The 24,656-nt window shown below is 56.7% G+C and carries 24 protein-coding genes and 1 tRNA gene; 10 read left to right on the top strand and 15 right to left on the bottom strand.

The features are described 5' to 3' along the window. Positions 1–8 precede the first annotated feature (8 nt). Together treS and glgB are read left to right on the top strand one after the other, a co-directional pair. Entirely contained in the window at positions 9–3,293 is a 3,285-nt protein-coding gene (gene treS, locus ASD54_RS08755) for a maltose alpha-D-glucosyltransferase (RefSeq protein WP_062554763.1), read from the top strand. Next, a complete protein-coding gene (gene glgB / locus ASD54_RS08750; protein ID WP_062554203.1) occupies positions 3,290–5,509 on the top strand; it encodes a 1,4-alpha-glucan branching protein GlgB in 2,220 nt (739 codons plus the stop codon). The genes treS and glgB overlap by 4 nt, the downstream gene beginning before the upstream one ends. A gap of 58 nt (positions 5,510–5,567) precedes the next feature. Here the strand turns inward: glgB and ASD54_RS08745 are convergent, their stop codons facing one another. Continuing rightward, positions 5,568–5,921 (bottom strand): hypothetical protein, encoded by a 354-nt coding sequence (locus tag ASD54_RS08745; RefSeq protein WP_156379137.1) that lies wholly within the window; start codon positions 5,919–5,921, stop codon positions 5,568–5,570. Positions 5,922–6,159: 238 nt separating this feature from the next. Here ASD54_RS08745 and ASD54_RS26550 point away from each other — a divergent pair, with 238 nt between their 5' ends. Further along, positions 6,160–6,411, top strand: coding sequence for a CrpP-related protein (locus tag ASD54_RS26550; protein WP_156379136.1), 252 nt, complete (start codon positions 6,160–6,162; stop codon positions 6,409–6,411). A gap of 322 nt (positions 6,412–6,733) precedes the next feature. On the opposite strand, the gene tig is transcribed toward ASD54_RS26550, so the two are convergent. Continuing rightward, complete coding sequence (gene tig, locus ASD54_RS08740; protein ID WP_062554201.1) at positions 6,734–8,230, bottom strand: trigger factor; 1,497 nt, start codon at positions 8,228–8,230, stop codon at positions 6,734–6,736. Positions 8,231–8,389: 159 nt separating this feature from the next. Next, positions 8,390–8,474, bottom strand: a tRNA-Leu gene (locus ASD54_RS08735). A 605-nt stretch (positions 8,475–9,079) separates the two neighbouring features. Here ASD54_RS08735 and ASD54_RS26110 point away from each other — a divergent pair. Both ASD54_RS26110 and ASD54_RS26105 read left to right on the top strand, forming a co-directional pair. Continuing rightward, positions 9,080–9,226 carry a DUF1127 domain-containing protein gene (locus tag ASD54_RS26110; RefSeq protein WP_082547150.1) on the top strand — a complete coding sequence of 49 codons (147 nt, stop codon included), beginning with the start codon at positions 9,080–9,082 and terminating at the stop codon, positions 9,224–9,226. Between the two features lie 271 nt (positions 9,227–9,497). Continuing rightward, the gene (locus ASD54_RS26105) at positions 9,498–9,641 is read left to right on the top strand and encodes a DUF1127 domain-containing protein (RefSeq protein ID WP_082547149.1); all 144 of its coding nucleotides are present in this window, start codon (positions 9,498–9,500) and stop codon (positions 9,639–9,641) included. Between the two features lie 142 nt (positions 9,642–9,783). On the opposite strand, the gene ASD54_RS08730 is transcribed toward ASD54_RS26105, so the two are convergent. From ASD54_RS08730 to ASD54_RS08700, 7 genes are all read right to left on the bottom strand, one after another. Further along, positions 9,784–10,011 (bottom strand): hypothetical protein, encoded by a 228-nt coding sequence (locus tag ASD54_RS08730; RefSeq protein WP_062554200.1) that lies wholly within the window; start codon positions 10,009–10,011, stop codon positions 9,784–9,786. 185 nt (positions 10,012–10,196) lie between these two features. After that, positions 10,197–11,141 carry a nitronate monooxygenase family protein gene (locus tag ASD54_RS08725; protein ID WP_062554199.1) on the bottom strand — a complete coding sequence of 315 codons (945 nt, stop codon included), beginning with the start codon at positions 11,139–11,141 and terminating at the stop codon, positions 10,197–10,199. A gap of 118 nt (positions 11,142–11,259) precedes the next feature. Next, positions 11,260–11,625, bottom strand: coding sequence for a nuclear transport factor 2 family protein (locus ASD54_RS08720; RefSeq protein WP_062554198.1), 366 nt, complete (start codon positions 11,623–11,625; stop codon positions 11,260–11,262). 194 nt (positions 11,626–11,819) lie between these two features. Next, on the bottom strand, positions 11,820–12,038 hold the full coding sequence (locus ASD54_RS08715) for a hypothetical protein (RefSeq protein WP_062554197.1): 219 nt from the start codon (positions 12,036–12,038) through the stop codon (positions 11,820–11,822). Positions 12,039–12,414: 376 nt separating this feature from the next. Then, positions 12,415–13,332: a PhzF family phenazine biosynthesis protein gene (locus ASD54_RS08710; protein WP_156379135.1), complete on the bottom strand. Its 918-nt coding sequence runs from the start codon at positions 13,330–13,332 to the stop codon at positions 12,415–12,417. A gap of 96 nt (positions 13,333–13,428) precedes the next feature. Next, positions 13,429–14,172, bottom strand: a complete 744-nt coding sequence (locus tag ASD54_RS08705) for a hypothetical protein (RefSeq protein ID WP_062554195.1) — start codon at positions 14,170–14,172, stop codon at positions 13,429–13,431. A gap of 75 nt (positions 14,173–14,247) precedes the next feature. Next, complete coding sequence (locus ASD54_RS08700) at positions 14,248–15,474, bottom strand: PLP-dependent aminotransferase family protein (protein ID WP_062554194.1); 1,227 nt, start codon at positions 15,472–15,474, stop codon at positions 14,248–14,250. Positions 15,475–15,757: 283 nt separating this feature from the next. Here ASD54_RS08700 and ASD54_RS08695 point away from each other — a divergent pair, with 283 nt between their 5' ends. Next, entirely contained in the window at positions 15,758–16,987 is a 1,230-nt protein-coding gene (locus ASD54_RS08695; protein ID WP_162249566.1) for a GGDEF domain-containing protein, read from the top strand. A 293-nt stretch (positions 16,988–17,280) separates the two neighbouring features. Here ASD54_RS08695 and ilvC read toward each other — a convergent pair whose 3' ends face one another. Together ilvC and ASD54_RS08685 are read right to left on the bottom strand one after the other, a co-directional pair. Beyond that, positions 17,281–18,300, bottom strand: a complete 1,020-nt coding sequence (ilvC, locus tag ASD54_RS08690) for a ketol-acid reductoisomerase (RefSeq protein ID WP_062554192.1) — start codon at positions 18,298–18,300, stop codon at positions 17,281–17,283. 41 nt (positions 18,301–18,341) lie between these two features. Then, complete coding sequence (locus ASD54_RS08685) at positions 18,342–18,980, bottom strand: TetR/AcrR family transcriptional regulator C-terminal domain-containing protein (RefSeq protein WP_156379177.1); 639 nt, start codon at positions 18,978–18,980, stop codon at positions 18,342–18,344. Positions 18,981–19,222: 242 nt separating this feature from the next. On the opposite strand from ASD54_RS08685, the gene ASD54_RS08680 reads away from it, so the two are divergent. Further along, positions 19,223–19,591, top strand: coding sequence for a DUF4087 domain-containing protein (locus ASD54_RS08680; RefSeq protein WP_062554190.1), 369 nt, complete (start codon positions 19,223–19,225; stop codon positions 19,589–19,591). On the opposite strand, the gene ASD54_RS08675 is transcribed toward ASD54_RS08680, so the two are convergent. Continuing rightward, positions 19,592–19,975 (bottom strand): helix-turn-helix domain-containing protein, encoded by a 384-nt coding sequence (locus ASD54_RS08675; protein ID WP_062554762.1) that lies wholly within the window; start codon positions 19,973–19,975, stop codon positions 19,592–19,594. Positions 19,976–20,137: 162 nt separating this feature from the next. On the opposite strand from ASD54_RS08675, the gene ASD54_RS08670 reads away from it, so the two are divergent. Then, positions 20,138–21,019 (top strand): SDR family oxidoreductase, encoded by an 882-nt coding sequence (locus tag ASD54_RS08670; protein ID WP_062554189.1) that lies wholly within the window; start codon positions 20,138–20,140, stop codon positions 21,017–21,019. A gap of 80 nt (positions 21,020–21,099) precedes the next feature. On the opposite strand, the gene ASD54_RS08665 is transcribed toward ASD54_RS08670, so the two are convergent. Then, positions 21,100–21,852, bottom strand: a complete 753-nt coding sequence (locus ASD54_RS08665) for a pyridoxine 5'-phosphate synthase (RefSeq protein WP_062554188.1) — start codon at positions 21,850–21,852, stop codon at positions 21,100–21,102. Between the two features lie 244 nt (positions 21,853–22,096). On the opposite strand from ASD54_RS08665, the gene ASD54_RS08660 reads away from it, so the two are divergent. Together ASD54_RS08660 and ASD54_RS08655 are read left to right on the top strand one after the other, a co-directional pair. Beyond that, entirely contained in the window at positions 22,097–22,777 is a 681-nt protein-coding gene (locus ASD54_RS08660) for a MerR family transcriptional regulator (RefSeq protein ID WP_156379134.1), read from the top strand. 45 nt (positions 22,778–22,822) lie between these two features. Next, entirely contained in the window at positions 22,823–23,389 is a 567-nt protein-coding gene (locus ASD54_RS08655) for a DUF4405 domain-containing protein (RefSeq protein WP_244484715.1), read from the top strand. A 136-nt stretch (positions 23,390–23,525) separates the two neighbouring features. On the opposite strand, the gene ASD54_RS08650 is transcribed toward ASD54_RS08655, so the two are convergent. Then, the gene (locus ASD54_RS08650; protein WP_062554186.1) at positions 23,526–24,650 is read right to left on the bottom strand and encodes an ATP-dependent RecD-like DNA helicase; all 1,125 of its coding nucleotides are present in this window, start codon (positions 24,648–24,650) and stop codon (positions 23,526–23,528) included. Positions 24,651–24,656: the final 6 nt, after the last annotated feature.

Genomic DNA, 24,656 nt, shown 5'->3' with positions numbered 1-24,656 from the left:
TGGACATGATGCAGACCCCCCATGGACAGCAGTCCGACCAGAACCTGCTCTGGTACAAGGATTCCATTATCTATCAATTGCACGTCAAATCCTTCTACGACAGCAATGGCGACGGGATCGGGGATTTTCGCGGCCTGACCGAAAAGATCGATCACATCGCATCACTCGGCGCGACAGCGATCTGGCTCCTGCCCTTTTTCCCGTCACCGCGTCGCGACGATGGTTATGACATTGCCGATTATGGAGAAGTCAGCCCGGACTACGGCACGATGGATGACTTCCGCGAATTCGTGGCGGCTGCCCACAGCCGCAACATCCGCGTCATTATCGAGCTCGTTATCAACCACACGTCAGATCAGCATCCATGGTTCCAGCGCGCACGAAACGCTCCGGAGGGTTCGCCGGAACGCGATTTCTACGTCTGGTCAGATACGGATCAGAAGTTTCCCGAAACCCGCATCATCTTCCTTGATACCGAGAAATCCAACTGGACCTGGGATCCCGTGGCGGGCGCCTACTACTGGCATCGGTTCTACTCGCATCAGCCGGATCTGAACTTCGACAATCCGCAGGTTCTGGAAGAGCTGCTGAATGTCATGCGCTTCTGGTTGGAAACCGGCATCGACGGTTTCCGTCTTGATGCGATTCCCTATCTCGTTGAACGCGAAGGCACGATCAACGAGAACCTGCCCGAGACGCACGACATCCTGAAGAAGATCCGCGCTGCACTCGATGCGACGCATCCGGGAAAGATGTTGCTGGCGGAGGCGAACCAGTGGCCGGAGGATACGAGCGAATATTTCGGTGAGGGTGACGAGTGCCACATGGCGTTTCACTTCCCGCTGATGCCGCGCATGTATATGGCGATCGCGAAGGAAGACCGCTTTCCGATCACCGATATCATGCGGCAGACTCCAGAAATCCCGGAAAACTGCCAATGGGCCATCTTCCTGCGCAACCATGATGAGTTGACGCTCGAAATGGTGACGGACGAGGAGCGCGACTATCTCTGGAATACGTATGCGGCAGACCGCCGCGCCCGCATCAATCTCGGCATTCGCCGCCGTCTTGCTCCCCTGATGGAGCGGGACCGGCGCCGCGTCGAACTGATGAACGGGTTGCTGCTCTCCATGCCGGGAACGCCAGTGCTCTACTATGGCGATGAGATCGGCATGGGCGACAATATCTATCTCGGCGATCGTGATGGCGTGCGCACGCCGATGCAGTGGTCACCGGATCGAAATGGTGGCTTCTCGCGCGCGGACCCGGCACGGCTTGTGCTCCCCCCGGTCATGGACCCGCTTTACGGCTACGAAGCGCTGAACGTCGAAGCGCAGAGCGTGGACCAGCATTCGCTGTTGAACTGGACCCGCCGCATGTTGGCTCTGCGCGGTCGCCATCCGGCTTTCGGTCGTGGTTCCTTGCGCTTCCTTACCCCCGGCAATCGCAAGATCCTTGCCTATCTGCGCGAATACAATGGCGAGACAATTCTCTGCGTCGCCAATCTTTCTCGCCTTCCGCAGGCCGTGGAACTGGATCTGGCCGAATTCGAGGGGCGAGTACCCATTGAACTCACGGGCATGTCGCCCTTCCCGCCCATCGGTCAGCTGACATATCTTCTGACGCTCCCGCCGTTTTCCTTCTACTGGTTCCAGTTGGTAGCAGAAGCAGACGGTCCTGCCTGGCGTACAGAGCCGCCGCAGCAGATGCCAGACCTTCAAACGCTGGTTATCCGCCGCGACCTGACGGAACTGGTTGACGAGCCCCGGCTTTCGGAAAGCCTCTCGCGCTCGATTCTGCCGGAATATCTGGCAAAGCGCCGCTGGTTTGGCTCGAAGGGTGAAAGGCTGAAGCAGGCGCGTCTCGTCGCCGCGACGCCTATGGGCACCACACACAATATTCTGCTGGGAGAATTGGAAGCCGAACTGGAAGGTCACACGGAGACCTATCTGGTTCCGCTCACGCCCGTCTGGGACGATCTTCAGCCATCAGCACTGTCACAGCAGCTTGCACTGGCGCGCATACGTCAGGGGCGGCGCGTCGGTTTCCTGACGGATGGTTTTAGCGTCGAAGCAATGGCGCGAGGCGTCCTTCGTGGCTTGTGCGAGCGCTCCACAATCTCGGGAAGAACTGGAACGCTGGAATTCATCGGCACGGATCAACTCGATTGCATGAGCATTTCGGACGATCTGCCCGTGCGATGGCTGTCGGCCGAGCAATCCAACAGCAGCCTCATCATCGCAGACATGGCCATGCTGAAGCTTATCCGACACATATCGCCCGGCATCCACCCGGAAGCGGAGATGACCCGATACCTGACACAGGTCGGTTACAAGAACACCGCGCCGCTGCTGGGAGAAGTTGTTCGCACCTCGCCGGATGGCGAACGTTTCACGCTGATGATCGTGCAAGGCGCCATCCGCAATCAGGGCGACGCCTGGACATGGATGCTGACCAACCTTCGCCGCGTCCTGGACGACATTGCCATAAGCCAGCCGGACGCAGATGCGCAGGCAGATCTCACGCGTCCATTGATCAATTTTACCGCGACACTTGGCCTGCGTCTGGGGGAGCTTCACGCCGCTCTGGCACAGGACACAGACGACGAAAACTTCGTTCCTCTGCCCGCGCTCGAGGAAAACTGCGACATCTGGCGCGACAGCGCAGTCGGCCAGATCGAGAGGGCGCTTGCCATTCTCGAAGAGGACGTAGACCAATTGGAGCCCGACGTCGCTGCCATGGTACGCCCTCTCTTGGCTGAACGGCAGCATCTGCTGGATCTGGCACATCAACTTTCGCGCTCGGCCGAAGGTGCCATGATGATTCGCAATCACGGTGACTTCCACCTGGGTCAGGTTCTCGTTGCCGAGGATGATGCCTACATCATCGACTTCGAGGGCGAACCGGCCCGAAGCCTCGCGCATCGCCGCGCAAAGACGATTCCCTTGCGTGACGTGGGAGGCCTGCTGCGCTCGCTCAGCTATCTCGCGGCGACGGCGGAACTGGAAACCGAAGCCGTGGCCGAGACCCACACGCCAGAGCGCGGCGAAGTTATCCGCCGCTTTGTGGAAGAAGCCGAGCAGCGCTTCCTGGATCAGTATCTGCAGGCAATCGGCAATTCGAAGAACCTCCAGTTCGATCCGGTGAAGCGCCAGCAGATGCTTGATCTCTACCTCCTGGAGAAGGCGGCATACGAGATCGCCTACGAGGCCCGCAACCGCCCCAAATGGTTGCCCATCCCGCTCCGCGGCTTCGCGGCCATCGTTGAAAGATTGTCAGAAAGATCAGCATGAACATCGAACGCTCCGAATTGACAGCCGGTCTTGACCCCTATGCCGTCGAGGCCTTGATAGCCGGACAACATGGCGACCCGTTTTCCATTCTCGGGCCGCATGATGGGTCCGGTGCGCGGATCGTTCGCACCTTTTTCCCGGGCGCCGAGGGCGTGGATCTGGTGGAGACGGCCGGCGGTCGCGTGCTGGCCAGGATGCACCTCATCCATCCCGCGGGTCTCTTCGCAGGTTCGGTTCCTGTCGGGGCCGCCTATGCGCTCAATATACATTGGCCAGAGGCCGATCAGACAATAGAAGATCCCTACGCCTTTCCTCTGCTGCTGGGTGAGCTTGATCTCCATCTCATCTCTCAGGGGACTCATTACGCCTTGGGCCGCACTCTCGGGGCGGTCGCTATGGAAGTGGATGGCATATCCGGCGTTCGCTTCTCGGTCTGGGCGCCCAATGCGAGACGGGTATCCGTTGTAGGCGACTTCAACTCCTGGGATGGCCGACGCAACCCCATGCGCCTGCGCCGTGAGGCAGGCATCTGGGAGCTGTTCATACCGAGGATTGGCCCCGGTGATCGCTACAAGTTCGAGATTGTCGATCAAAATGGCAATCTCCTTCCGCAGAAGGCCGACCCGGTTGCACGCGCCAGCGAAGCGGCGCCCGCAACCGCATCCATCGTGGCCTCCAGCACGCCGTTCCAGTGGTCGGACGACAACTGGATGCGAACCGCAGCTGAGCGCCGTTCTGGCGAAGGGGCAATGTCTGTCTACGAAGTCCATCTTGGTTCGTGGGTACGTATCCCGGAAGAAGGCAACCGCTGGCTCGACTGGATAGAACTCAGCCAGAGACTGGTGCCCTATGTGGCAGACCTTGGTTTCACACACATTGAACTGCTGCCAATCATGGAGCATCCCTTCGGCGGATCATGGGGCTACCAGCCACTCGGTCTTTTCGCTCCGACCGGGCGATACGGTACACCCGAAGATCTCGCCTATTTCGTCGACCGCTGCCACGCTCATGGTATCGGTGTCATTCTGGATTGGGTACCTGCGCACTTTCCCACGGATGTCTGGGGTTTGGCACGCTTCGACGGAACCGCGCTCTATGAGCATGAAGATCCTCGGGAAGGCTTCCACAAGGACTGGAATACGCTGATCTACAATCTCGGGCGCAATGAGGTGAAGGGTTTCCTGATTGCCAGCGCCATGGAGTGGCTGGAGCACTTCCACATCGATGCCCTGCGCGTCGATGCCGTCGCCTCGATGTTGTATCGAGATTACTCGCGAGACGCCGGGGAATGGATTCCGAACAAATACGGCGGACGGGAGAACCTTGAATCGGTCGAGTTCTTCAAGCATCTCAACAGCATCATCCATCAACGATGCCCGCATGCGTTCACCGTGGCTGAGGAATCAACTGCCTGGCCCGGCGTGACCCGCCCGGTGGAAGAAGGCGGCCTCGGCTTCGATTTCAAGTGGAACATGGGCTGGATGCACGACACGCTGCATTACATGCAGAACGAACCCATCTACAGAAAATATCATCACGGGATGATGACCTTCGGCATGGTCTACGCCTATTCGGAGCGTTTCATGTTGCCGATTTCCCATGATGAGGTGGTTCATGGCAAAGGCTCTCTGCTCCGAAAGATGCCGGGCGACGACTGGCAAAAAATGGCAAACCTCCGCGCCTATCTCGGCTTCATGTGGGCACATCCCGGCAAAAAGCTGCTGTTTATGGGCAGTGAAATCGGCCAGAAAACCGAATGGAATCATGATGGCTCCGTAGTCTGGGATCTTCTGGATGATCCGCAGCACGCCGGGCTTCAGCGCCTCGTCAGGGACCTCAACACGATCTACCGCGACAACCCGGCTCTCCAATTCGGCGATCTGCATTCGGAGGGTTTTGACTGGATCGTTGGAGATGATGCCGAGAACTCGATTCTCGCAATGCTACGGAAAGACGGGAGCGATGACGGCAAAGTGCTGGCTATCTCAAACTTTACGCCCGTTCCACGCAGTTCTTACCGGGTCGGCGTACCCGCTGCAGGGTGCTGGAGAGAAATCCTCAACAGTGATGCCGCCGTCTACGGCGGCAGCAATCATGGTAATATTGAGGTCTGGAGCGAGCCTATGCCCAGCCACGGCCATCAACAATCGCTGCTTTTGACAATTCCACCGCTGGCTACAATATTCCTAAAACTTCAGCAGGAAGTACCAGCCTAACCATAGTCTCTGGCATCTGCGGCCGCTAATTCAGATCACGACAACGACGGCAGCAAAGTTACTTGCTGTCGTCCCTTTTTTTGTTATCCGCTTCGGCAAATGACGGCGCAGACACGTCTTCGCACAGCCATTCGGCGTTAAAGCGCAAACTGCTTTCGAGGACGGACGAACCACTTTCCTCACGCACGACGAGCGACAGATGGAAATGACTTCTGTCGCGAATTTCGTCACGCGCAACATCGACGAGGATGCGCGACGCCTCTCTGACCGCCGCGCGGCAGGACGGAAGCTCCAGTTCAACGTCTTCCGTCTCCTGGCCCGCCTCATCGCGAAATCTGAAGCAAAATCGAGTCATGTTCGTGCCTTTATCTCCATAAGACCAAATCACCAGACCGCTCCGATTGTTCCGCATTTCAGCAAATGGCGCGGGAACATGAACTCATTGATTCGTCTAGGCTTTGTCTAACGAATGACAAAGCTTGATCTTGATAAATCACACTTGTGATTGGTTAACAGGTTCCATAGAAGCACGCACTGCGACGCCGATGTGTCTGCCCGATTCGGTCTCGGACTGGGCAGCAGGCGTCTGGAAGGAATGGGAGAGCCAGTGAGCATCCATACGGATGCTCGGCGCTCTGTAGGATACGCGAATGAATCTCGAATCAATCCTCGACTGTCAGGAACGCGGCTCACGGGCTCGCATCCTCGGGTCTCACCAGTCAGAAAACCCCTACAAATCCAATCGAAATCCCGGTGAACAGGGCGAAGAGACTACTCTTCTTCAAGAAGCCTGGGAGTTCGGTTGGTTGATCGAAGACTGTATGCGCCGGATTGGGACAGGCTTTTACCTTTCCTTAAGAAACCAGTCAGCTTTGGCTGCGGGAAAGTTAATCGATACTTGAGAAGCGTCAAACCGAGACGCTATCAAGGCGAAGCCGACATGACGTCGGTCAGGGGCTCGCGGACCCCCTACTCATCATGAGTTGGTGAGCCCCGTTCTTCGGTCCGCACTTTCTTCCAATTTATTCGAATAAGATCAGCTCGCATAGGCGCGAATGTGCCGACATTGACCTCACCGTTGGCTGCATGCGCGGTTGCTGGCAGAACCAACTGCAGGCTTCTGCGACAAGTACTGCCACATTGATCGTGAGCGAGAACCCAAAACGAAAAATCCCCGGCGTTGCCACCGGGGACTGTTCAAATTCTAAACTTGCGAGGCGCGGATTACTCTGCGTCGCCTTCGGCAGCCTTCTTCTTGGCAGCGGCCTTCTTCTTCGGAGCCGGAGCTTCTTCGCCCTCAGCGCCTTCAGAAGCCTCAGCCTTGGCAGCCTTCTTCTTCGGAGCAGCCTTTTTCTTGTCGGCCTTGGAAGCGCCTTCAGCGTCTTCTTCGTCGTCAGCCAGAAGCTCTTCCTTGGAAACGGTCTTGTCCGTTACGTCGATCTCGCTCAGGAGCTGGTCGATGACCTTTTCTTCGAAGATCGGAGCGCGGAGCGAAGCAGCTGCACCCGGCGTGTTGCGGAAGTAATCGAGGATTTCGCGCTGCTGGCCAGGGAACTGCTGAAGCTGTGCGTAAAGCGCGCGCTGCATTTCCTCTTCGGTCACTTCAACGCCAGCCTTTTCGCCCAGTTCGGAGAGAACCAGACCCAGACGGACGCGGCGCTCGGCAAGCTTGCGGTATTCTTCACGAGCTTCCTCTTCCGTCGTGTCTTCGTCGGCGAAGGTCTTGCCCGACTGAGCCAGATCGGTGTTGATCTGACGCCAGATGTTTTCGAACTCGGCATCAACCAGCGAAGCAGGTGTTTCGAACTTGTACTGTTCGTCCAGCTGGTCGAGGATCTGACGCTTGACCTTCTGGCGCGTTACGTTGCCGTACTGGCCTTCTATCTGGCCGCGAACGATTTCCTTGAGCTTTTCAAGGGATTCGACGCCCAGCTTGGAAGCGAGTTCATCGTTGAGCTCGATAGCCGACGGAGCAGCAACTTCCTTCACGGTGATGTCGAAGGTTGCTTCCTTGCCAGCAAGGTTGGCAGCCGGATATTCCGACGGGAAGGTGACCGTGATGGTCTTTTCATCGCCGGCCTTGACGCCAACCAGCTGGTCTTCGAAGCCCGGGATGAACCGGTTGGAACCGAGAACCAGATCAGCATCTTCGGCAGCGCCACCGTCGAATGCGACGCCGTCGACCTTGCCGAGGTAGTTCATGGTTACTCGATCGCCGTTCTCAGCAGCACCGTCCTTCTTTTCAAAGGAGCGAGCGCTTTCGGCAATCTTCTCGATCTGTTCGTTGACTTCGTCTTCCGAAACTTCGACCACTTCGCGCGTGACCTTGATACCCTTGGTCGGCTGAAGTTCGATCGGCGGAATGATTTCGTAGGAAAGCGTGAATTCCAGGTCGGCCTCAGCGGAGAGGATCTTCTCGGCTTCTGCCTCGTCCTCAGTCATCTTGATGCTTGGCTGGGTCGCAGACTTTTCGCCGCGCTCGGAAAGAATCGCGCTGGGACGGTCGCGAACGATCTCGTTGACCAGCTCGGCCATGATCGACTTGCCGTACATCTTCTTCAGGTGAGCAACCGGCACCTTGCCCGGACGGAAGCCGTTGATACGAACCTTGTCCTTGGCATCAGCCAGGCGCTCGTTCATCTGCTGTTCCATGTCCTTGGCCGGGATCACGACCTTGATTTCGCGCTTCAGCCCTTCAGCGAGCGTTTCGATAACCTGCATTGTCATACCTTCATATTCATGCGGCGGTGCTCACACTGCCGTGGTTTCATGAGCACGACGCCGGTCTCGCCGGTCGTGGCTTTTATGCAATCTCGTTGCGCTGGGGTCTCATGCGCCGGCAAGCCAACGAGCTTCCGGCGACAGACTGCGCGATCTTTTTGGTGCGGGTAGAGAGACTTGAACTCCCACGCCTTGCGGCACCAGAACCTAAATCTGGCGTGTCTACCAATTTCACCATACCCGCGCCCCAAAACCGCGTCGAAAATCCTCGCAGAGGCCTTCCGGAGCGCGCGTCTCTATAACAACGGTTTTTCTGCCACGCAAAGGAAAAATGACAGAGATCGCGGTGATCGCACCAAACCCCCAGATTTGGACGGTTTCTCTCTGCTAGAGCATCAGGAGGCCCGCATTCCCGGGAATTCAGCCTGCCATGCATCTGAGGCATGCCTTCTATACGCATATCGCACTGCACAATCCATCAGCCTCGGCGTATAAGATTGTTCAACAACGGGCCTTGAGCCCAAGTGCTTCGACTGATGGCTCCTCCTCCCATGCGATCGTCGAAATGGCCTGGCGACCTCCTCCTCCCATTCGCCGGCCAACCCCAATGACGCCCGCCGGTCCTCCTCCCCCGGCGGGCGTTATGCGTTTCAGAGCATCCAAACTGCACCCGCTCAGGCAATTTGCCCACCTATTCGCCATAAATCCTAACAAATTTGTCGGAGACATGCGTTTTGCGCATGGGTGGCATACGAAGCGAGCGCTGTTCTTATTTGCACTGCAGCATATACTGCACTTAATCGATTGAGAGGCGATCAACCGCCTCACCCAAGCACGAAGGATAAGAACATGAACATCGCACGCTCGCTGAACAACTGGCGCAAGTATCGTCAGACCGTAACCGAACTCGGCCGCATGTCGGACCGCGAACTGACTGACCTCGGCATTGGCCGCTCGGACATCCGTCGCGTTGCCCGCAACGCTGTTGGTATCTAAGACTTCGGGCCTATCCGGCCACAGCGTTCTGGCACTCGCCACTCTACAAATAGCCTCCCGGAAGGGGGGCTTTTTTTATGGGCAGAGCGCGGCGCCGCCTGTCATTTCACTGCTCATTAAAACAGCGTAGATGCAAAATTCAGCATCGCAGTGCACAAATGCATAGCAGTCGCCTGCTTTTTGCACTGCAATGTACGAATGAGAGAATGTATAAGAGATCCATAGCCAAGGCGAACAGCGCCAGGCCAAACCAAAGCTAAGGATCACGACAATGAACCCGATTCGCCTCGCAAAGAGCTGGATCAGCTACCGCCGCACAATGAACGAACTGAGCGGCCTTTCTTCTCAGGCTCTCTCTGACATTGGTCTGACACGCTACGATATCCGCAACGTCGCTTCGCGCTCGTTCCGTTAATTGGAATGCGCCCTTCGGCATGATGCCGTTGGAGCTTGATATTGCTGGTGATGCATGGCCCCCTGGCACACGCTCTGGGGGCTTTTTGCTGCCCGGTTGATGGGCTTGAGAGGCGATGAGGGACCCTCACCGCCTTCGGACATTAATGACCGGCAATTTCCGTTCGATCGACCAGCTTCAGCGTGTGGTCCGGCTGAACGACAAAGGTCTCGGCATACTTCTCCCCGCCGTCACGAACGGTCTGCGCAACCGTTGTGCCAACCATATTGATACTGAGGCGACCTTCGCTTGCATGGCTGAGATCGGCGGCAAAGGCCAGCGTGCTGACACCGATGACGAACGCGAAACCGGCAGCGATAATCTTCTTCATGATCCGTTACTCCTTTCGAAGTCGGGGCACCCTGAACGGCCCCCGGCAGGCAGCGCAAATGCGTTTGCCTGCTACTGATCTGGTTCGATCACGACGGCAAAACAACGGCAGACACGTTCACCTTTGCGTGCTTTGCCAGGTTGCGCTTCAGTGAGCGCGTGGCGATGGCCTTTTGTTTAAAAAGTCTATCTCCGCCGCAAAAACGGATCCTCACAAGCGCTGGCCATTGATGCCTCGTATTCGGAAATCAGACGGCTGCACAGTTCGGACACGGATGGAATATCATCGATTGAGGCAACACCCTGCCCCGCAGACCAGACATTCTTCCAGGCCTTGGCTTCGTTTGCCATGTCCATGGGGCCATGCGACACGAGATTGCTTGGATCGAGACCAGCTGCAACTATGCTCTGGCGCAGGAAATTGGCGTTCACGCCGGAAATTGCATCCGTGTAGATGATATCGCCAGCTGCGGCATTCCGGGTCATGACCTTCTGGTCGTCGCTGACCATCGATTCTTTGGTCACCAGGAAGCGCGTCCCGAGGTAAGCGAGATCTGCACCCATCAGGCGAGCAGCAGCAATCTGCGCACCGGTGCTCATGGCGCCAGAAAGCAGGATGGTGCCGGAAAAGAACGAGCGGATCTCGGGGATCAATGCGAATGGGCTCATCGTGCCCGCGTGCCCGCCCGCCCCTGCACAGACAGCGATAATGCCATCGACACCGGCTTCCGCAGCTTTTTCCGCATGCCTGCGATTGATCACGTCATGAAACACAAGCCCGCCATAGGAGTGGACGGCATTGACGACATCCGGCACCGCGCCGAGCGATGTGATGACCACGGGAACTTTGTGCTCCACCACAGCGCGCAGATCGGCTTCGATCCGCGGATTTGAGCGATGGACAATGAGGTTGACACCAAACGGAGCCGCATGCGGCGCATCAGCAAGTCTGGTCCGGATCTCGTCAAGCCAGGCGACGAACCCTTCGGTCGTGCGCTGGTTCAGCGCGGGAAACGTTCCCAGCAGTCCGGCCTTGCAGGTTTCAACAACAAGATCGGGACCCGAAGCCAGAAACATGGGTGCGGCGACGGCGGGCAAACGTAGGTCGCGAAGTTGCGCAGGAATTGGCATCGGTCCTCCCAAGATCGATTTTTTCGATGCGCATGTTATAAACCGCAGTTTACGTAAACGGCAATAGGGATGCGACGCTGCCTGTCTTCGCGGGCACATTGCGAACTGCAAAGGCTGATCAGACCAGTCTACGCTCACCCATCTTGAACCAGGCTTTGGCAATCTTGCCGTCCTGAACTTCGTAGATGCAGATGACCTCGACCTGACCCTTGCCCTCGGGGAAATTGCGGGTCACCAATTCATGGTCGACGACAGTATTCCCCATCACCATGCGCGACAGGAGTTCACCGTGCAGGTCCGGCTCCAGGAAGCGCTCGATGTGCCGCTTGCGGATGTCTGCTTGCCCCACGCACAAAGTGTCATTCGGAAACGCAAGATAGTGGCAGTCATCTGACCACCAGCGCATGAACTCATCGATATCTTTGCGGTTATAGGCATTGAGTTGCGACGAAATAACCTCTTCTGCACCCGGAATAGATGGCATGCCTGCTCCTCAATCTTCTGAAACGAAGGGTCATCTTCGTTTCCAGTTTTAAAGGTCAGGAATAGTCTGGGATGGTGGCAGGGTCTACTCTGTCACGATGCAGAGTCACCTCCGCGTGGTCGTATCGGCAAAATTTTCAAGACAAAAAAATAGCCCGCTGCTGGTACAGCGAGCCAACATTTGACACCGGCGCCTCAGTGGCCGCGCGCTGCGGCCACCATTTCACGAAGCTGGTCTTCACTGCGAACACCCTGCCGATAAAGCTCGATGGTGATTGCTGCGAGACGATTGGTCTCCTCCTGATCATCGAGCGGGCAAATCTCGGCTTTCAAACGCTCGAAAACCTGCTGGCACTTCGCCAGATCCTCCGAGTTCAAAGGCTCCTGATTCCGCCTCGTTTCACTCCTGATCATTAACTTCTCCTGCACTGCATGTGATAAGACCACTGTGGCGGCACGCACGGGCTCGCCTACAACATTCCTGTTCAGTGATCTTTGATATGGATCGCCTTTGGCGAACAAACCCGCAGCGAAATGCGGGCACGACGACTCGTGACGCAAAACTGGCTAAATGATCGAAATCATCGACGAGATCGCCCTTGCACGTACTCCGACAGGTATGCGTGGCTGAAAACAGCACGAGAGCGGGCGGACGCGCTGCGCATTGGACCTGTGGCTGTACTTTTCATTAACCTTCTCCCGCTCGGTCCGCCACAACGGTCTTCGCTAGATTAGGTTCCAAAAAAACTTAGGCCTTATCCGATTTTGGCGACGCGCCGTTGAAACCGCGCTACAGGAACAGTTCACCCGAGGCGATCCTGACCGCTTGTCCGCCGATCCTGGCCCGGAATATTTCAGCATCCTTGATGTCAATGTGCAGGTGAATGTAGGAAGGGCGGCCCATCTCGACGCCCTGCTCGATCAGGATCGGATGGTTCCCGTCGGGCAATGCATCGAAATGGTGGATCGCGCCGGCCATGGCAGCGACAGCACCGCCTGTCGCAGGATCTTCGGGAATTCCCATGTCTGGGGAAAACATACGTGCGTGGAATTTGGCAGCATGGTGTACGCCAGCCCGGCAATAGACATAGGCAGAGGTCAAGCGCCCTTCCACAAAGGGGGCCGCGCGCTCCCAAAGACCCGCATCGAATTCCAGCGACTGAACAGCAGCGAGATTATGGACGGGCATCATGAGGAAGGGAACGCCTGCACTCCAGACCGACGGAACATGATTCTCGAAACCCAGATCGGATAGCTTCAGGCCAAGCGCGTCCGCCAATCCCTGGCGATCAAGATTGAGGTCGATCGGCGCGGGCTTTCTCGGAAGATCGAACTCAGCAAATCCTGCCTGGCCTTCGGAAAGGCTGACGGCGCAACGAACCGGTCCGACCGCCTCTTCCAGCATGAACACCGTATCGAGCGTGGGTGCAGAATCAGAGCGGTTCATCTCAGTCAGCGCAATGGCAGTACCCACTGTCGGATGTCCAGCGAAAGGCAACTCACGCCCTGGAGTGAAGATTCTCAGCTTTGCAGCATGGGCGGGATTGTCTGCCTTGTGAACGAATACCGTCTCCGACAGGTTCATTTCACCCGCAACCGCCTGCATCTTTTCGGTCGACCAATCATCGCCCCCGAAAACGACCGCCAGAGGATTTCCAGCAAGACGCTGGTCGGTGAAGACATCGTACACTACGTAACGCAAAACCAAGATGAAGCCTCCTGACATCCGCAAACCCAACGGGCTGCTCGCTGCAAGTTGGTCGACAAACTGTCCGAAACCTCCGCTGTGTTCAACCCGTGAACGTTATCTTCCAGAGAAAACAGATTGAACCGCGACACGCGTGAGATCGTCCATGGAATTGGCAAGCGAAGACCAGGAGTCCGATTTGACGGCATAGACCGCATCAATCTCGGACAAGGTTTCGTTATTCATATGAACAGTCACACGATCCAGGATCTCTGCATCGCTCCAAGGCAAGTAAACCGCCCTGAAGACGATGCAACGCCCGTTCGAATAGGCTGCAGACAATTGACCTAGACCCCTCGCCTTCGATACATCAAGGCCCGTTTCTTCCCCGAGCTCGCGGTTCATGCTGCCCATGACGTCGCAATACCCATCAACAACATCCGAGGGATCAAGCGATCCTGCAGCGAAACAGATGCGCCCGGCATTCGCCGTGTGCGCCGCCATGCGGATGAGGATCGCGGAGCCATCTGTGGATACAGGAATTGCCGCGCCGAACAGCAACCGGATCTTTGCGCGGTCTTGCTGGCGACGCCACCAGAGCAGTGTCGAGAAGCGCGTCATCCTGGCTGTCGTCAGAAGCCGGTCATCCCGCTGGGTGATGGTCTCCTGCAGCAGGATGGGACCGTCGAACAAGTGGTGATTGGCTTGCTTCTCCAACGCCCACTGCGCCTCTATATCGGCGCGGTGTGCCTCCCAAAGAGAATGCGGCCCCTCTTCCACGATTACATCGACCGCTGAAATCGGGAAAGCCTGGAGAGGCGGCGAAGGGAAATCGATCGAGCTCGGATTTGAATCAGTCATCCGCAAGAGATAGCAGCATAAAAAGCGGCCCCGCAATCACTCGCGAGGCCGTTAAAAGCAATCATCCGGTAACGGTCAAGCCGCCTTGACTTCCGCACTCCGGATCAGGCGACCCAAACGCTGGATACCTTCCTCGATCATCTGCTCATTGGCGCATGAGAAGGACAGGCGCAGCGTGTTTTCGCCAGAACGATCCGCAAAGAACGCCTGTCCCGGAACGAAGGCCACCTTTTCGGTTTCGATCGACCGCGCCAGCAGCTGAGCACCATCGAGGCCCTTGGGAAGGGTTACCCAGATGAACATTCCGCCCTCGGGTTTGGTCCAGCTTGTGCCCGCAGGCATATACTTCTCCAGCGCGGCCAGCATGGCATCGCGGCGCGCACTGTAAGCCGCGCCGATCTTCGCGACCTGATCGTCGAAGATGCGTTCCGCAACAGTCGCAATCGCAATCTGATTGATCGTCGACGAATGGAGATCGGCAGCCTGCTTCATCAGGACGAGCTTGCGGATAACGCTCATGTTCGCCACAACGAAACCGACGCGAAGGCCTGGAGCCAAGGTCTTGGAAAAGCTGCCGGAATAGATCGTCCGTGTGTTTTCAATACTTCCCTTGCGCGCGATCTCGATGGCAAGCAGCGGGGAAACCGGCTCACCATTGTAACGCAGCGACTGGTAGGCACCGTCCTCAATCACGGCAATATCCAGTTCGTCCGCCAGATCCAGAACCTTCTCACGTCCCTGGCGGTCGACAGTTTCGCCGGTGGGATTTGCAAAATCCGCCGAGAGGTAGGCAAACTTGACCGCGCCCCCGTTCTTGGCAGCCTGTTCGCGATAGGTATCAGGCGTGCGGTTGCCATTCGGGTTCAACTGATCGTAATGCGGCTCATAGGCGTTGAACGCCTGCAAGGCACCCAGATAGGTCGGCCAGGTGACGAGAGCTGTATCCTTCGGTGACAGAAAGAGCTTGCCAAGATAATCGAGCGCCTGCTGCGAACCGGAGGTGATGAAAACGTTGTCGACCGTGCATTCGATGCCGATCTTCTTCATCTGGCCGACAAGCCATTCCCGCAGCGGCTTATAGCCTTCACTGACCGAGTACTGAAGCGCTGCATTCACCTGCGCGCTGGAGAAGATTTCGGCATAAGCATCCTTGAAGGCTGCATCGGGGAATAACGCCGGATCGGGAATGCCCCCGGCGAACGAGATGATGTCCGGTCGCTCGAGAAGCTTGAGCAGTTCACGGATTTCAGAAGCGCGCATACGCGTGGAGCGTGTCGCAAAAATATGATCCCAATCGAGCACCGATGTTTCCTCTTATTTCGTTTCGTTGTCGAATTTTGTACAACATATTCGATAGGTCAGCAACACTGACCTATCGAATATTCGTCGATCCTTGAACATCCTGCATAAGGCATTGTTTACTCGTCCTTTTCTCCTCCTTGGACGAGCTCCTGACCTCCGCATTCACCCTGTTCCCTAGCAGAAAATCTTAGGCCGTGTGAAGATCCTCGTCGGCGAGAGGCGCTAATGCTTTCTTGAGAGAAAACGCATAAGAATCATGAGTAATCAATGATATGCGATGCTCATGAAACCCATCTGGCCTAACCTTTTCCAGATCACACTTTATAACGGACCGGGAGCCCAGCAGCTTATCCGGCGTATGCTGGATGATTTGTTCCTGCCTTGGCCCCATATCATTGCGGGACTGGCGATCATCATTTGTGCCGCCTATTCGGCGTGGCTGGGCGGAGACCGTTTCGCGACGGAAGCAATAGCGATCATGATCGTGCACATGAGCTACCGGATCGCAATTCATAGGCACTATCTCAGTTCCGGCTATGCCGACAGGGAGCGTTACTGGACACGGCTTTTCTTTGCATCCGCCTTGATCTCCGGCCTTGCCTGGGGCACCTCGCTCTCGCTGCTCATCGTCTCGGCACCGAATGAGGTCAAATATCTGACGTTGACGGTTGCCTGCGTCATCATCCAGTCGGCGACCGCGCGTGCATTCATGGCCCCTTTACCACTCATCCTTCAGACGCTGTTGCTGGTGATAATGGTGGTCTCTACGTCCGTCTGGAATGGGGACTGGATCGTTGCACCGGCTGCCGTTCTTTTCATTGCATTCCAGGCCGGTCACATGCGCCATCTGATTGCAATGCGGTTCCGCGAATGGCAGGCACAGAAGGACAAGGATCATCTCCTGGCGCGGCTGGCGAAGGCCAATGACGACTTGTCCGAAGCGAATGAAGCACTGCGGAAAGCAGCGTTGACAGACGGGTTGACGGGTTTGGCGAACCGTCGCGCCTTTGATCTGCATCTGGAACTTCATTGCTCGCCCGATGCTGGCACGTCAGAACCTGTCTCGCTGATTTTCTTCGATGTCGACCGTTTCAAATCGTTCAACGATACTCACGGCCATCAGGCAGGCGACCATTGCCTGGAACTCATCAGTCACTGCGCACGATCCGTGCTAACGAGCACCTGGCAAATGGCGGCCCGCTATGGCGGTGAAGAATTTGCATTGATCCTGCCGATGACGGGCGCTGACGAGGCACGCCGTATTGCCGAAGCACTGCGTGAGAAAGTCTCACACCTACCGATCCCGGTCGGCGCAGAAGAAACACACGTCACCATCAGCCTTGGCGTCGCAACCGCGGACAAGTTAACCGCCGCGACGCCTTCGGCCCTTCTCACGCATGCGGACCTCGCTCTCTACCGCGCGAAGCAGCGTGGGCGAAACCGGGTGGAAGTAGTCGAAACCGCGTCAGAAACAGAAATACATGACGCATTGCGATATCTGAGAACGACCTGAGACCTGCCCCGAATTCCTGCGTCCGCTAGAAAATCCGCTAAAAGCAAAAACCGGACGATTGGATCGCCCGGTTCAGACTGCTGATAACTCTGCCATTTAACTGCAACGTCATCCTCGGCCTTGTGCCGAGGATCTGCTGACGTCCAATAACATCAGGCGGTCGTAGACGCTCGGGACAAGCCCGAGCATGACGGAGGTTTAGTTGACGGCCTCGTCGACCAGCTTGTGTCTGCCGATCCCCGCAACGCCGTTAGGCGCGCAAACAAATGATGCCGGGGATCGGCAGTTTTCTCTTAGTTGACGGCCTTGTCGACCAGCTTGTTCTTGCCGATCCATGGCATCATGGCGCGCAGCTTTGTGCCAACTTCTTCGATCTGGTGGCTGTCGTTCATGCGGCGGATGCCCTTGAAGCGCGCTGCACCCGAACGGTATTCCTGCATCCAGTCGGAGGTGAACTTGCCGGTCTGGATGTCGTGCAGAACGCGCTTCATTTCAGCCTTCGTTTCAGCCGTGATGATGCGCGGGCCGGTCACGTACTCGCCCCATTCTGCCGTGTTGGAGATGGAGTAGTTCATGTTGGCAATACCGCCTTCGTAGATCAGGTCTACGATGAGCTTTACTTCGTGCAGGCACTCGAAATAGGCCATTTCCGGGGCATAACCGGCTTCAACCAGGGTTTCAAAACCAGCGCGGATCAGTTCGACGAGACCGCCGCACAGAACGACCTGTTCGCCGAAGAGGTCGGTTTCGCACTCTTCCTTGAAGTTGGTCTCGATGATGCCCGAACGGCCACCGCCAACGCCGCAGGCGTAGGAGAGAGCGAGTTCAAGCGCGTTGCCGGAAGCGTTCTGGTGAACGGCAACCAGGCACGGCACGCCGCCGCCCTTCTGGTATTCGCCGCGAACCGTATGGCCGGGGCCCTTCGGAGCGATCATGACAACGTCAACCGAGCTCTTCGGCTCGATGAGGCCAAAGTGAACGTTCAGGCCGTGCGCAAAAGCGATTGCAGCGCCGTCGCGAATGTTGCCAGCGATGTCGGCCTTGTAGATGTCGGCCTGCAGTTCGTCCGGCGTCGCCATCATCAGAAGGTCGGCCCAGGCGGCAGCTTCTGCAACGGTCATGACCTTGAAGCCATCGGCTTCTGCCTTCTTGATGGTCGGCGAACCGGCCTTCAGGGCGATGACCACGTTCTTGGCGCCGGAATCCTTGAGGTTCAGCGCGTGTGCGCGACCCTGCGAACCGTAGCCGACGATGACAACATTCTTCGACTTGATGAGGTTGAGATCAGCATCCCGATCGTAATAAACGCGCATCTTATGGTCCTTCCCTATGCGGTTTGTGTTCTGACTATTGTTCAAGCGTCCGAATGCGCACGCCCGGCGCCTTCGGTATTCTGTGACGCGCCATGTAACGACAAGAAGGCATGAACAGCCTTCTCTGCCTGGCGCGCATTGTCTTTCAGGCCATTTTCGCCCAGCAGCATGCGCACATGCAGATCCGAAACGATGAGGCCGTAGAGTGTGTGGTAGGCGCTGTCGGCATCTGGAAAGCGCAAGAGACCGGCACGACGGCCTGCTTCCATGAGGCCGATGGCACGGCGGTCGATCTGTCGACGGCCATGCTCGATCAAGAGGCGACCCAGTTTCGACCCCTCGCGGCTGGCCTGTCCGATCGCAAGTCGATTGAGCGCGAGCGAAACCTCACCGGAAAGAACTTCCAGCAGGTCCCGGCCAAACGTCTCCAGGTGTTCGCGGAGCAGGTCGGCAGTCAGGCGACCACCACTGCGTTCGAATGTGCGAACCTTGCTTGCCTGATAAGCGATCATCGCCGCCAGAAGACCGTCCCGATCACCAAACCATTTGTAGAGGCTTTCCTTCGAGCAGTTGGCGGCACGGGCCAGACCTGATGTCGTCAGCGCTTTCTCGCCGCCATCGACCAAAAGTTTGAGCGCCTGTTCCAGAACAGCGTTCTGGCGCGGCGAAAACTCCGGCATGTCAGACAGTTCAGCGGTCACGGTTTGCTCACTCCTCGTAGTACCGTACGGTACGGTTCCGTCGTTTAATGTGGTTCCTGTCCGCGGTCAAGAGGGCTGCGTGTCGAGGCCGAGTTTTTTGTTTCATCAGAGTGGCGAAGGCATTGCGTGGCAATATCAACCGGCAGTCATGTGGCCGAATACATATGCTGCGGATATCGGACTTGTTGTAATCTGAAGGACGAATCCACAAGGCGATCGTCATGAAAAAACGCGCTTCAATTGCGCTCGCAATCACATTTTTGATGGCCACCGCAGCCACCGCCGCAGAAAACCGCTGCGGCTGGATCGTCAATCCAACGCCTGGCAATTACTGGCTCGACGACAAGGAAGGCTCCTGGACGATCATGACGCAGGGCTCGGATGTCGAAGCAAAAGGCGCTGAGAACATGCCCGATTTCTCGGCGGGCCAGTTCGTCCGTACCAACGGCTATTACGGTTACGCCTGCACCTGCATGTCTGTCGATGTTGACCGGGCTGAAAAACGCATTACGCAGATCCACTCGGTCAAGCAGTTGGCGTTGGCCAAGTGCAAGGGCGATAAGTCTCTGCCAAAACCGAACGTCGATTAATCAGACACCGCCTTCTGTGGCATCGAAACGGGCACGCGCCTCCCGGACTTCTCCGTGGTTGCGCTCTGCCCACATCAACACCTGCGAAAGTGCGCCGAACAGAGAATAGCCAAGCGGAGTCATGCTATATTCTACGCTTGGCGGTTTGGTTGGGAACACCGTCCTGTCGATATAGCCGTCCCGCTGAAGTTCACGCAGTGTCTGGGTGAGCATGCGTTGGGAAATATCCGGCACCAGGCGTCGCAATGCTCCAAACCGGTATGGCCGCTCTGACAGAGCGTGAAGAATGAGCGTCGACCATTTGCCGCTGATTTGGTTCATGACATCGCGGATCGGACAATTGGTGGCATCCCAATCCAGTTGCCCACCTGTAAGCAAACTGATCCCAAAGCCGGTGGTACGCTGATCCAAGATAGTTCCCTTTCTGTAACCTTCTCCCGAAAAACTGCCTTCTTTACACCGCTCCGTCAATTCCTATTCTAAAGCTACTCTCAAAATGAGAGCTTTAAAAGGGCTCAACAGACGCCCCAAGCGGTAGGAATTCCAATGACGAAAGTTCTAGTAACCGGCGCTTCAGGACAACTTGGTCGAGGCGTCATCGCTGAACTCTTGAAGCAGGCGAAGCTTGAGCCTTCCCAGATTGTCGCAGGCAGTCGCGATCCCGCCAGTCTTGCTGACGCGCAAGCAAAGGGCATTGAGACCCGCCGGGTAGACTTCGATGACCCTAATGGCATGGAAGAAGCATTCGCCGGTATTGATCGTCTGCTCATCATCTCCAGCGGTGAACTGGCGGTACCCAGCAAGCGGGTTCAGCAGCATAAGGCGGCTGTCGCCGCGGCTGCCAAGGCAGGCGTCGGCCACGTCATCTATACCTCGATGCCAAATCCGGACAACTCGCTCATCAGCTTTGCCCCTGACCATTTGAACACCGAGCAAGCAATCAAAGCCAGCGACCTGAGCTACACGATCCTGCGCAATTCCTGGTACACAGAGAATTATTTCATGAACCTGCCGCAGAACCTTGCGACCGGAACATGGTATACGTCGCAGGGCGGCGGAAAACTTGCCAACATCACGCGTGGCGATTGCGCAGCAGCAGCGGCAGCAGCCTTGGCTTCACCGCCTGAAGGAAACGCAACCCTCACGCTGACCGGCCCGGAGTCACTGGCTGCCGAAGCCGTCTCCGGCATCGTTGCGAAGGCAACCGGCAAGCCTCTGGCAGTCGTGCAACTCACCGACGAGCAACTGTCTGGCGGCATGCGTGGTGCAGGGCTGCCCGACTTTCTGATCGAGATGCTGGTATCGACGGAAGCCAACATCAGAGCCGGAAATTTTGATCTGGTAACGGATCATTTCGAACAGCTTACCGGCCGCAAGCCGCAAACGGTCGCCGACTTCTTCGAAAAGAACAAGGCAGCCCTCGGCTGACTCCTGCAAACCGGTAGGTGCGTGGTGCCGGATGAGGATGCCCACTCCTCTTCCGGCCCACGTCGCCGATATCGGTGCTTTCAGATGTGTTCGCCGCAAGCTCTTCTAAATCGGCGAACGGTCTCAGCCATTCCATATTCCAGCGCATCCGCCGTCAATCCGTGGCCGATAGACACTTCAGCCAGATGCGGAATTCTCCCGACGAGCGCCGGCAGGTTCTCCACCGTCAGGTCATGTCCTGCATTGACGCCCAGCCCCTCGGCCAGAGCGGCGTCTGCAGTCCGCCCCAGAAGTTCAAGCTGGCGCTCACCCTCCCCGGCATTGTCGAAACAGCCGCCATAAGGGCCAGTATAGAGTTCGATCCGATCCGTACCGGTTGCTTTGGCAAGCTTCACGGCCTCTGCGTCACCGTCACCATCCGCAAAAACCGAAACCCGCATCCCGCCTGCCTTCAGGCGTGCGATTACTGGCTTCAAAATCTCGCTTTGCGTCCGAAAGTTAAATCCATGATCTGATGTCGCCTGAGACGGATCATCGGGAACGAGTGTCACTTGCTCCGGCTGTGTTTTCTCGCAGAGTTGGAGAAAGTCCTCGCTCGGATAACCCTCCATATTGAACTCGGCCTGGGGAAACTCGTCGTCGATCAATGCCCTCAGCACCGGCAGATCGGTGAAGCGAATATGTCTCTGATCAGGTCTGGGATGCACCGTCAGACCGTAGGCACCAGCCTGCAAGGCAATTCTGCCCAGATGGGCAACACTGGGCCACGGCAGATCGCGACGATTACGAAGCATCGCGACGGCATTGAGATTGACGGAAAGCTTTGCGGGCATTGTCGTATCCTTGCGGTGAGAGCGATTTTCTAACCCAAACCCGCAATCACTCGCAATGCCTCCGACACAACAGGCACACGCTAAAAACTGAACATTCTATCATTTCTTGTGATGATAGATTGGTAGTATCGCAATTTGTCGAAAATGCTAAGTTGTATTCATAGTAACAGTAAAGTGGGTACGAGGGGTATTGTTTATAATTATCTCGCAACTGCGAGATCATTCGCATGAGGAGGCGGAATTCGTGCGAAATACTATCTTTGATACACAAGCAGGAACAGCATCACTGGGAGGAAATGGGAACTACGACTTTCTACCGACACTGACGGATGCAACAGTAGCGGCAGATGCACCATTGGCGATTGCCGAAATGGCGGATCTTTTCGGCGTAACGCACAGGACTTTGCACTTCTATGAAGAGAAGGGCCTGATCAGCCCTCACCGGCTTGGTGCCATGCGGGTCTACGGCGTAGATTGCATCCGGCGGATGTCGATCATCTCTGCCTGCCGTGAAATGGGACTGTCGCTGGCATCAATTCAGGAGCTGATGTTGCAGATTGCCGATGCGCAGACGCAACAGGAAGCAGACCTTCTGTTCAAGACGGCTCTTGAAACGCGAAAGCGCGAACTGGCAAGCGAACTGTCCACCCTCCACCGACAACTCCAGCAGATCAGGACGTTTACGGATGGTGTAAACCACGGAATTCCTCGAAAGGACGAATGCTTGCCGGCATTGACCGATCAGGAACGTGACTGCCTTCTGTTGCTGACGGAGGGGTACAAGGGTGCCCCGCTGGCGGAACGTCTCGGAATATCCGGCACCCAACTGATCGACCTGGAGGAGCAATTGATAGCGAAGCTCGAGGTTGCCAATCGCTATCAGGCGGCAGCGAAGGCGTTGATACTCGGTATATTGACCCATTGAGGAACGAGATCAGGCGGTATCTTTAGAATCTTTCAAAAATGTAACGTGACGAATCCGAGGTGTGAACGTACCGATGGAAGCAGTTTCAACGGGGGTTTCATTCATGGTTTCTTTGCTGTCGCGATACGCAACGCCGTTATCACCGGGCTGTTTCTGGTTTCACTGGTTTCTGGCATCGCTCTCTTTTTTCATTGGGGTCCGGTCGGCTTCCACGGCATTCATGAATGGCTCAGCATGGTCCTGATTGCGCCGTTTCTCCTGCATTTGTGGAAAAACTGGCGACCGATGACGAGCTATTTCAAGCGCGCACCCATGGCGATTGCGTTGGGCGTTTCGGTGCTCGCCTGCATCCCGTTCCTCGTACCCTCCGGCTCCGCAAGCGGCGAAGCGGGCGGCAATCCAATCAGCGGCATCGTCAGGCTGTTGAGCAGCGCAAAGCCTGCCCACATCTCGGCCATGGCTGGCAAGCCTGAAGAGGAAGTGATTGCCATGCTCAAGCAGGCAGGCTTCACAGCTGCAGCACCAGATCTGCAGCTATCGGCGATTGCGCAGCAATCCGGCAAGAGCGACCGTGATCTGGTGGCTACGCTCTCGAAAATGAAATCCAAATAAGTCCGCTAATGCATGTTCGTTTCGCTCAACCGGATTCGGTTGAGCGAAACGAACATGCATCATTTCAAAGTCTTACAGCGTCGTCCGCGCGTTCAATCGAACGCGCCGCGCTGTAGCCAGTCGTCCGTTGAAGAATTCAACGGACGATGGTGATCGTTTCAGCGGCGCGGGTAATGGCCGTATAGAGCCAACGCTCACGCGTATCGCGGAATGCCCAGCTTTCGTCAAAAAGCACGACATTGTTCCACTGAGAGCCCTGCGCCTTATGCACCGTCAGCGCATAGCCGAAATCAAAATCATCGTACCGCTTCTTGGTGGTCCAGGGGATTTCCCCCTCCTCCTCGAAGGCCTGCTTGAGAAGTTTGATCTTGGCGGCACCACGATCCATATCGTCATCTTCCGGGCGGATCATCAGGTTGATGCCAGGCTTCACCGTCTCACGCGACGAGCTCATCACCTGCCACAGCGAGCCATTGAGCAGACCCTTGGCCGGATCATTGCGCAGGCACACGAGCTTGTCGCCGGATTGCGGATAGGGAAGATTGAAGCCCTTCAACTCGCGAAGGCGTTGGTTATAGCGACGCCGCGTCTTGTTCGTGCCCACCAGTACCTGGTCGGCCTCCAGCACCAGTGACTGATTGACATCGTGACGGGAAATGACCTGCGCTGTGCCGTAATCCCCGTGCATGATCTCGCGACCCTCACGGACCTGCATGGCAAGCTGAATGATCGGGTTATCGCGTGCCTGCCGATGGATATCCGTCAGCAGATAATCCGGCTCCTGTTCCGTGAAGAAACCGCCACCCGTGACCGGCGGCAACTGGCCGGGATCCCCCAGAACCAGAATCGGAGTTCCGAAGCTCATCAGGTCGCGACCGAGTTGCTCATCCACCATCGAACATTCGTCGATGACAATGAGCGCCGCCTTGGCCAGCGGACTCTGACGATTGATGGAAAACATGGGCGCGATGGATGTCTTGCCCGTCTCTTCGTCTTCGACGGCCTCTTCCCCGCGCGGTCGATAGATCAACGAGTGGATCGTTCTGGCATTCGACGCACCGCGGGAACGCAAAACCTGCGCTGCCTTGCCCGTGAAAGCCGCAAACAGCACTTCGCCATCTACGTTTTCAGCGAAGTGCCTGGCAAGCGTCGTCTTGCCCGTCCCGGCATAACCGAACAGACGAAAGACCTGGCTGCGGCCTTCTTTCAACCATTTGGAGACCGCCTTGAGGGCCTCGTCTTGCTGAGGTGCGAATTGCATGCCTCT

This window comes from Rhizobium sp. Root149 (assembly GCF_001427345.1).
GTDB classification, from domain to species: Bacteria; Pseudomonadota; Alphaproteobacteria; order Rhizobiales; family Rhizobiaceae; genus Neorhizobium; species Neorhizobium rhizoryzae.
This window is presented reverse-complemented; position numbering and strand designations above follow the sequence as displayed.

What these genes read in the sequence shown, in the direction of transcription:
- ilvC (WP_062554192.1), bottom strand. Translation starts at nt 18,300, where the DNA reads ATGCGCGTTTATTACGATCGGGATGCTGATCTCAACCTCATCAAGTCG.
- ASD54_RS26110 (WP_082547150.1), top strand. Translation starts at nt 9,080, where the DNA reads ATGAACATCGCACGCTCGCTGAACAACTGGCGCAAGTATCGTCAGACC.
- ASD54_RS08685 (WP_156379177.1), bottom strand. Translation starts at nt 18,980, where the DNA reads ATGCCGGAGTTTTCGCCGCGCCAGAACGCTGTTCTGGAACAGGCGCTC.
- ASD54_RS08745 (WP_156379137.1), bottom strand. Translation starts at nt 5,921, where the DNA reads ATGCGGAACAATCGGAGCGGTCTGGTGATTTGGTCTTATGGAGATAAA.
- ASD54_RS08725 (WP_062554199.1), bottom strand. Translation starts at nt 11,141, where the DNA reads ATGCCAATTCCTGCGCAACTTCGCGACCTACGTTTGCCCGCCGTCGCC.
- ASD54_RS08650 (WP_062554186.1), bottom strand. Translation starts at nt 24,650, where the DNA reads ATGCAATTCGCACCTCAGCAAGACGAGGCCCTCAAGGCGGTCTCCAAA.
- ASD54_RS08705 (WP_062554195.1), bottom strand. Translation starts at nt 14,172, where the DNA reads ATGACTGATTCAAATCCGAGCTCGATCGATTTCCCTTCGCCGCCTCTC.
- ASD54_RS08665 (WP_062554188.1), bottom strand. Translation starts at nt 21,852, where the DNA reads ATGCCCGCAAAGCTTTCCGTCAATCTCAATGCCGTCGCGATGCTTCGT.
- tig (WP_062554201.1), bottom strand. Translation starts at nt 8,230, where the DNA reads ATGCAGGTTATCGAAACGCTCGCTGAAGGGCTGAAGCGCGAAATCAAG.
- ASD54_RS26550 (WP_156379136.1), top strand. Translation starts at nt 6,160, where the DNA reads ATGAATCTCGAATCAATCCTCGACTGTCAGGAACGCGGCTCACGGGCT.
- ASD54_RS08720 (WP_062554198.1), bottom strand. Translation starts at nt 11,625, where the DNA reads ATGCCATCTATTCCGGGTGCAGAAGAGGTTATTTCGTCGCAACTCAAT.
- ASD54_RS08670 (WP_062554189.1), top strand. Translation starts at nt 20,138, where the DNA reads ATGACGAAAGTTCTAGTAACCGGCGCTTCAGGACAACTTGGTCGAGGC.
- ASD54_RS08730 (WP_062554200.1), bottom strand. Translation starts at nt 10,011, where the DNA reads ATGAAGAAGATTATCGCTGCCGGTTTCGCGTTCGTCATCGGTGTCAGC.
- ASD54_RS08680 (WP_062554190.1), top strand. Translation starts at nt 19,223, where the DNA reads ATGAAAAAACGCGCTTCAATTGCGCTCGCAATCACATTTTTGATGGCC.
- ASD54_RS08695 (WP_162249566.1), top strand. Translation starts at nt 15,758, where the DNA reads ATGAAACCCATCTGGCCTAACCTTTTCCAGATCACACTTTATAACGGA.
- glgB (WP_062554203.1), top strand. Translation starts at nt 3,290, where the DNA reads ATGAACATCGAACGCTCCGAATTGACAGCCGGTCTTGACCCCTATGCC.
- ASD54_RS08715 (WP_062554197.1), bottom strand. Translation starts at nt 12,038, where the DNA reads ATGATCAGGAGTGAAACGAGGCGGAATCAGGAGCCTTTGAACTCGGAG.
- ASD54_RS26105 (WP_082547149.1), top strand. Translation starts at nt 9,498, where the DNA reads ATGAACCCGATTCGCCTCGCAAAGAGCTGGATCAGCTACCGCCGCACA.
- treS (WP_062554763.1), top strand. Translation starts at nt 9, where the DNA reads ATGCAGACCCCCCATGGACAGCAGTCCGACCAGAACCTGCTCTGGTAC.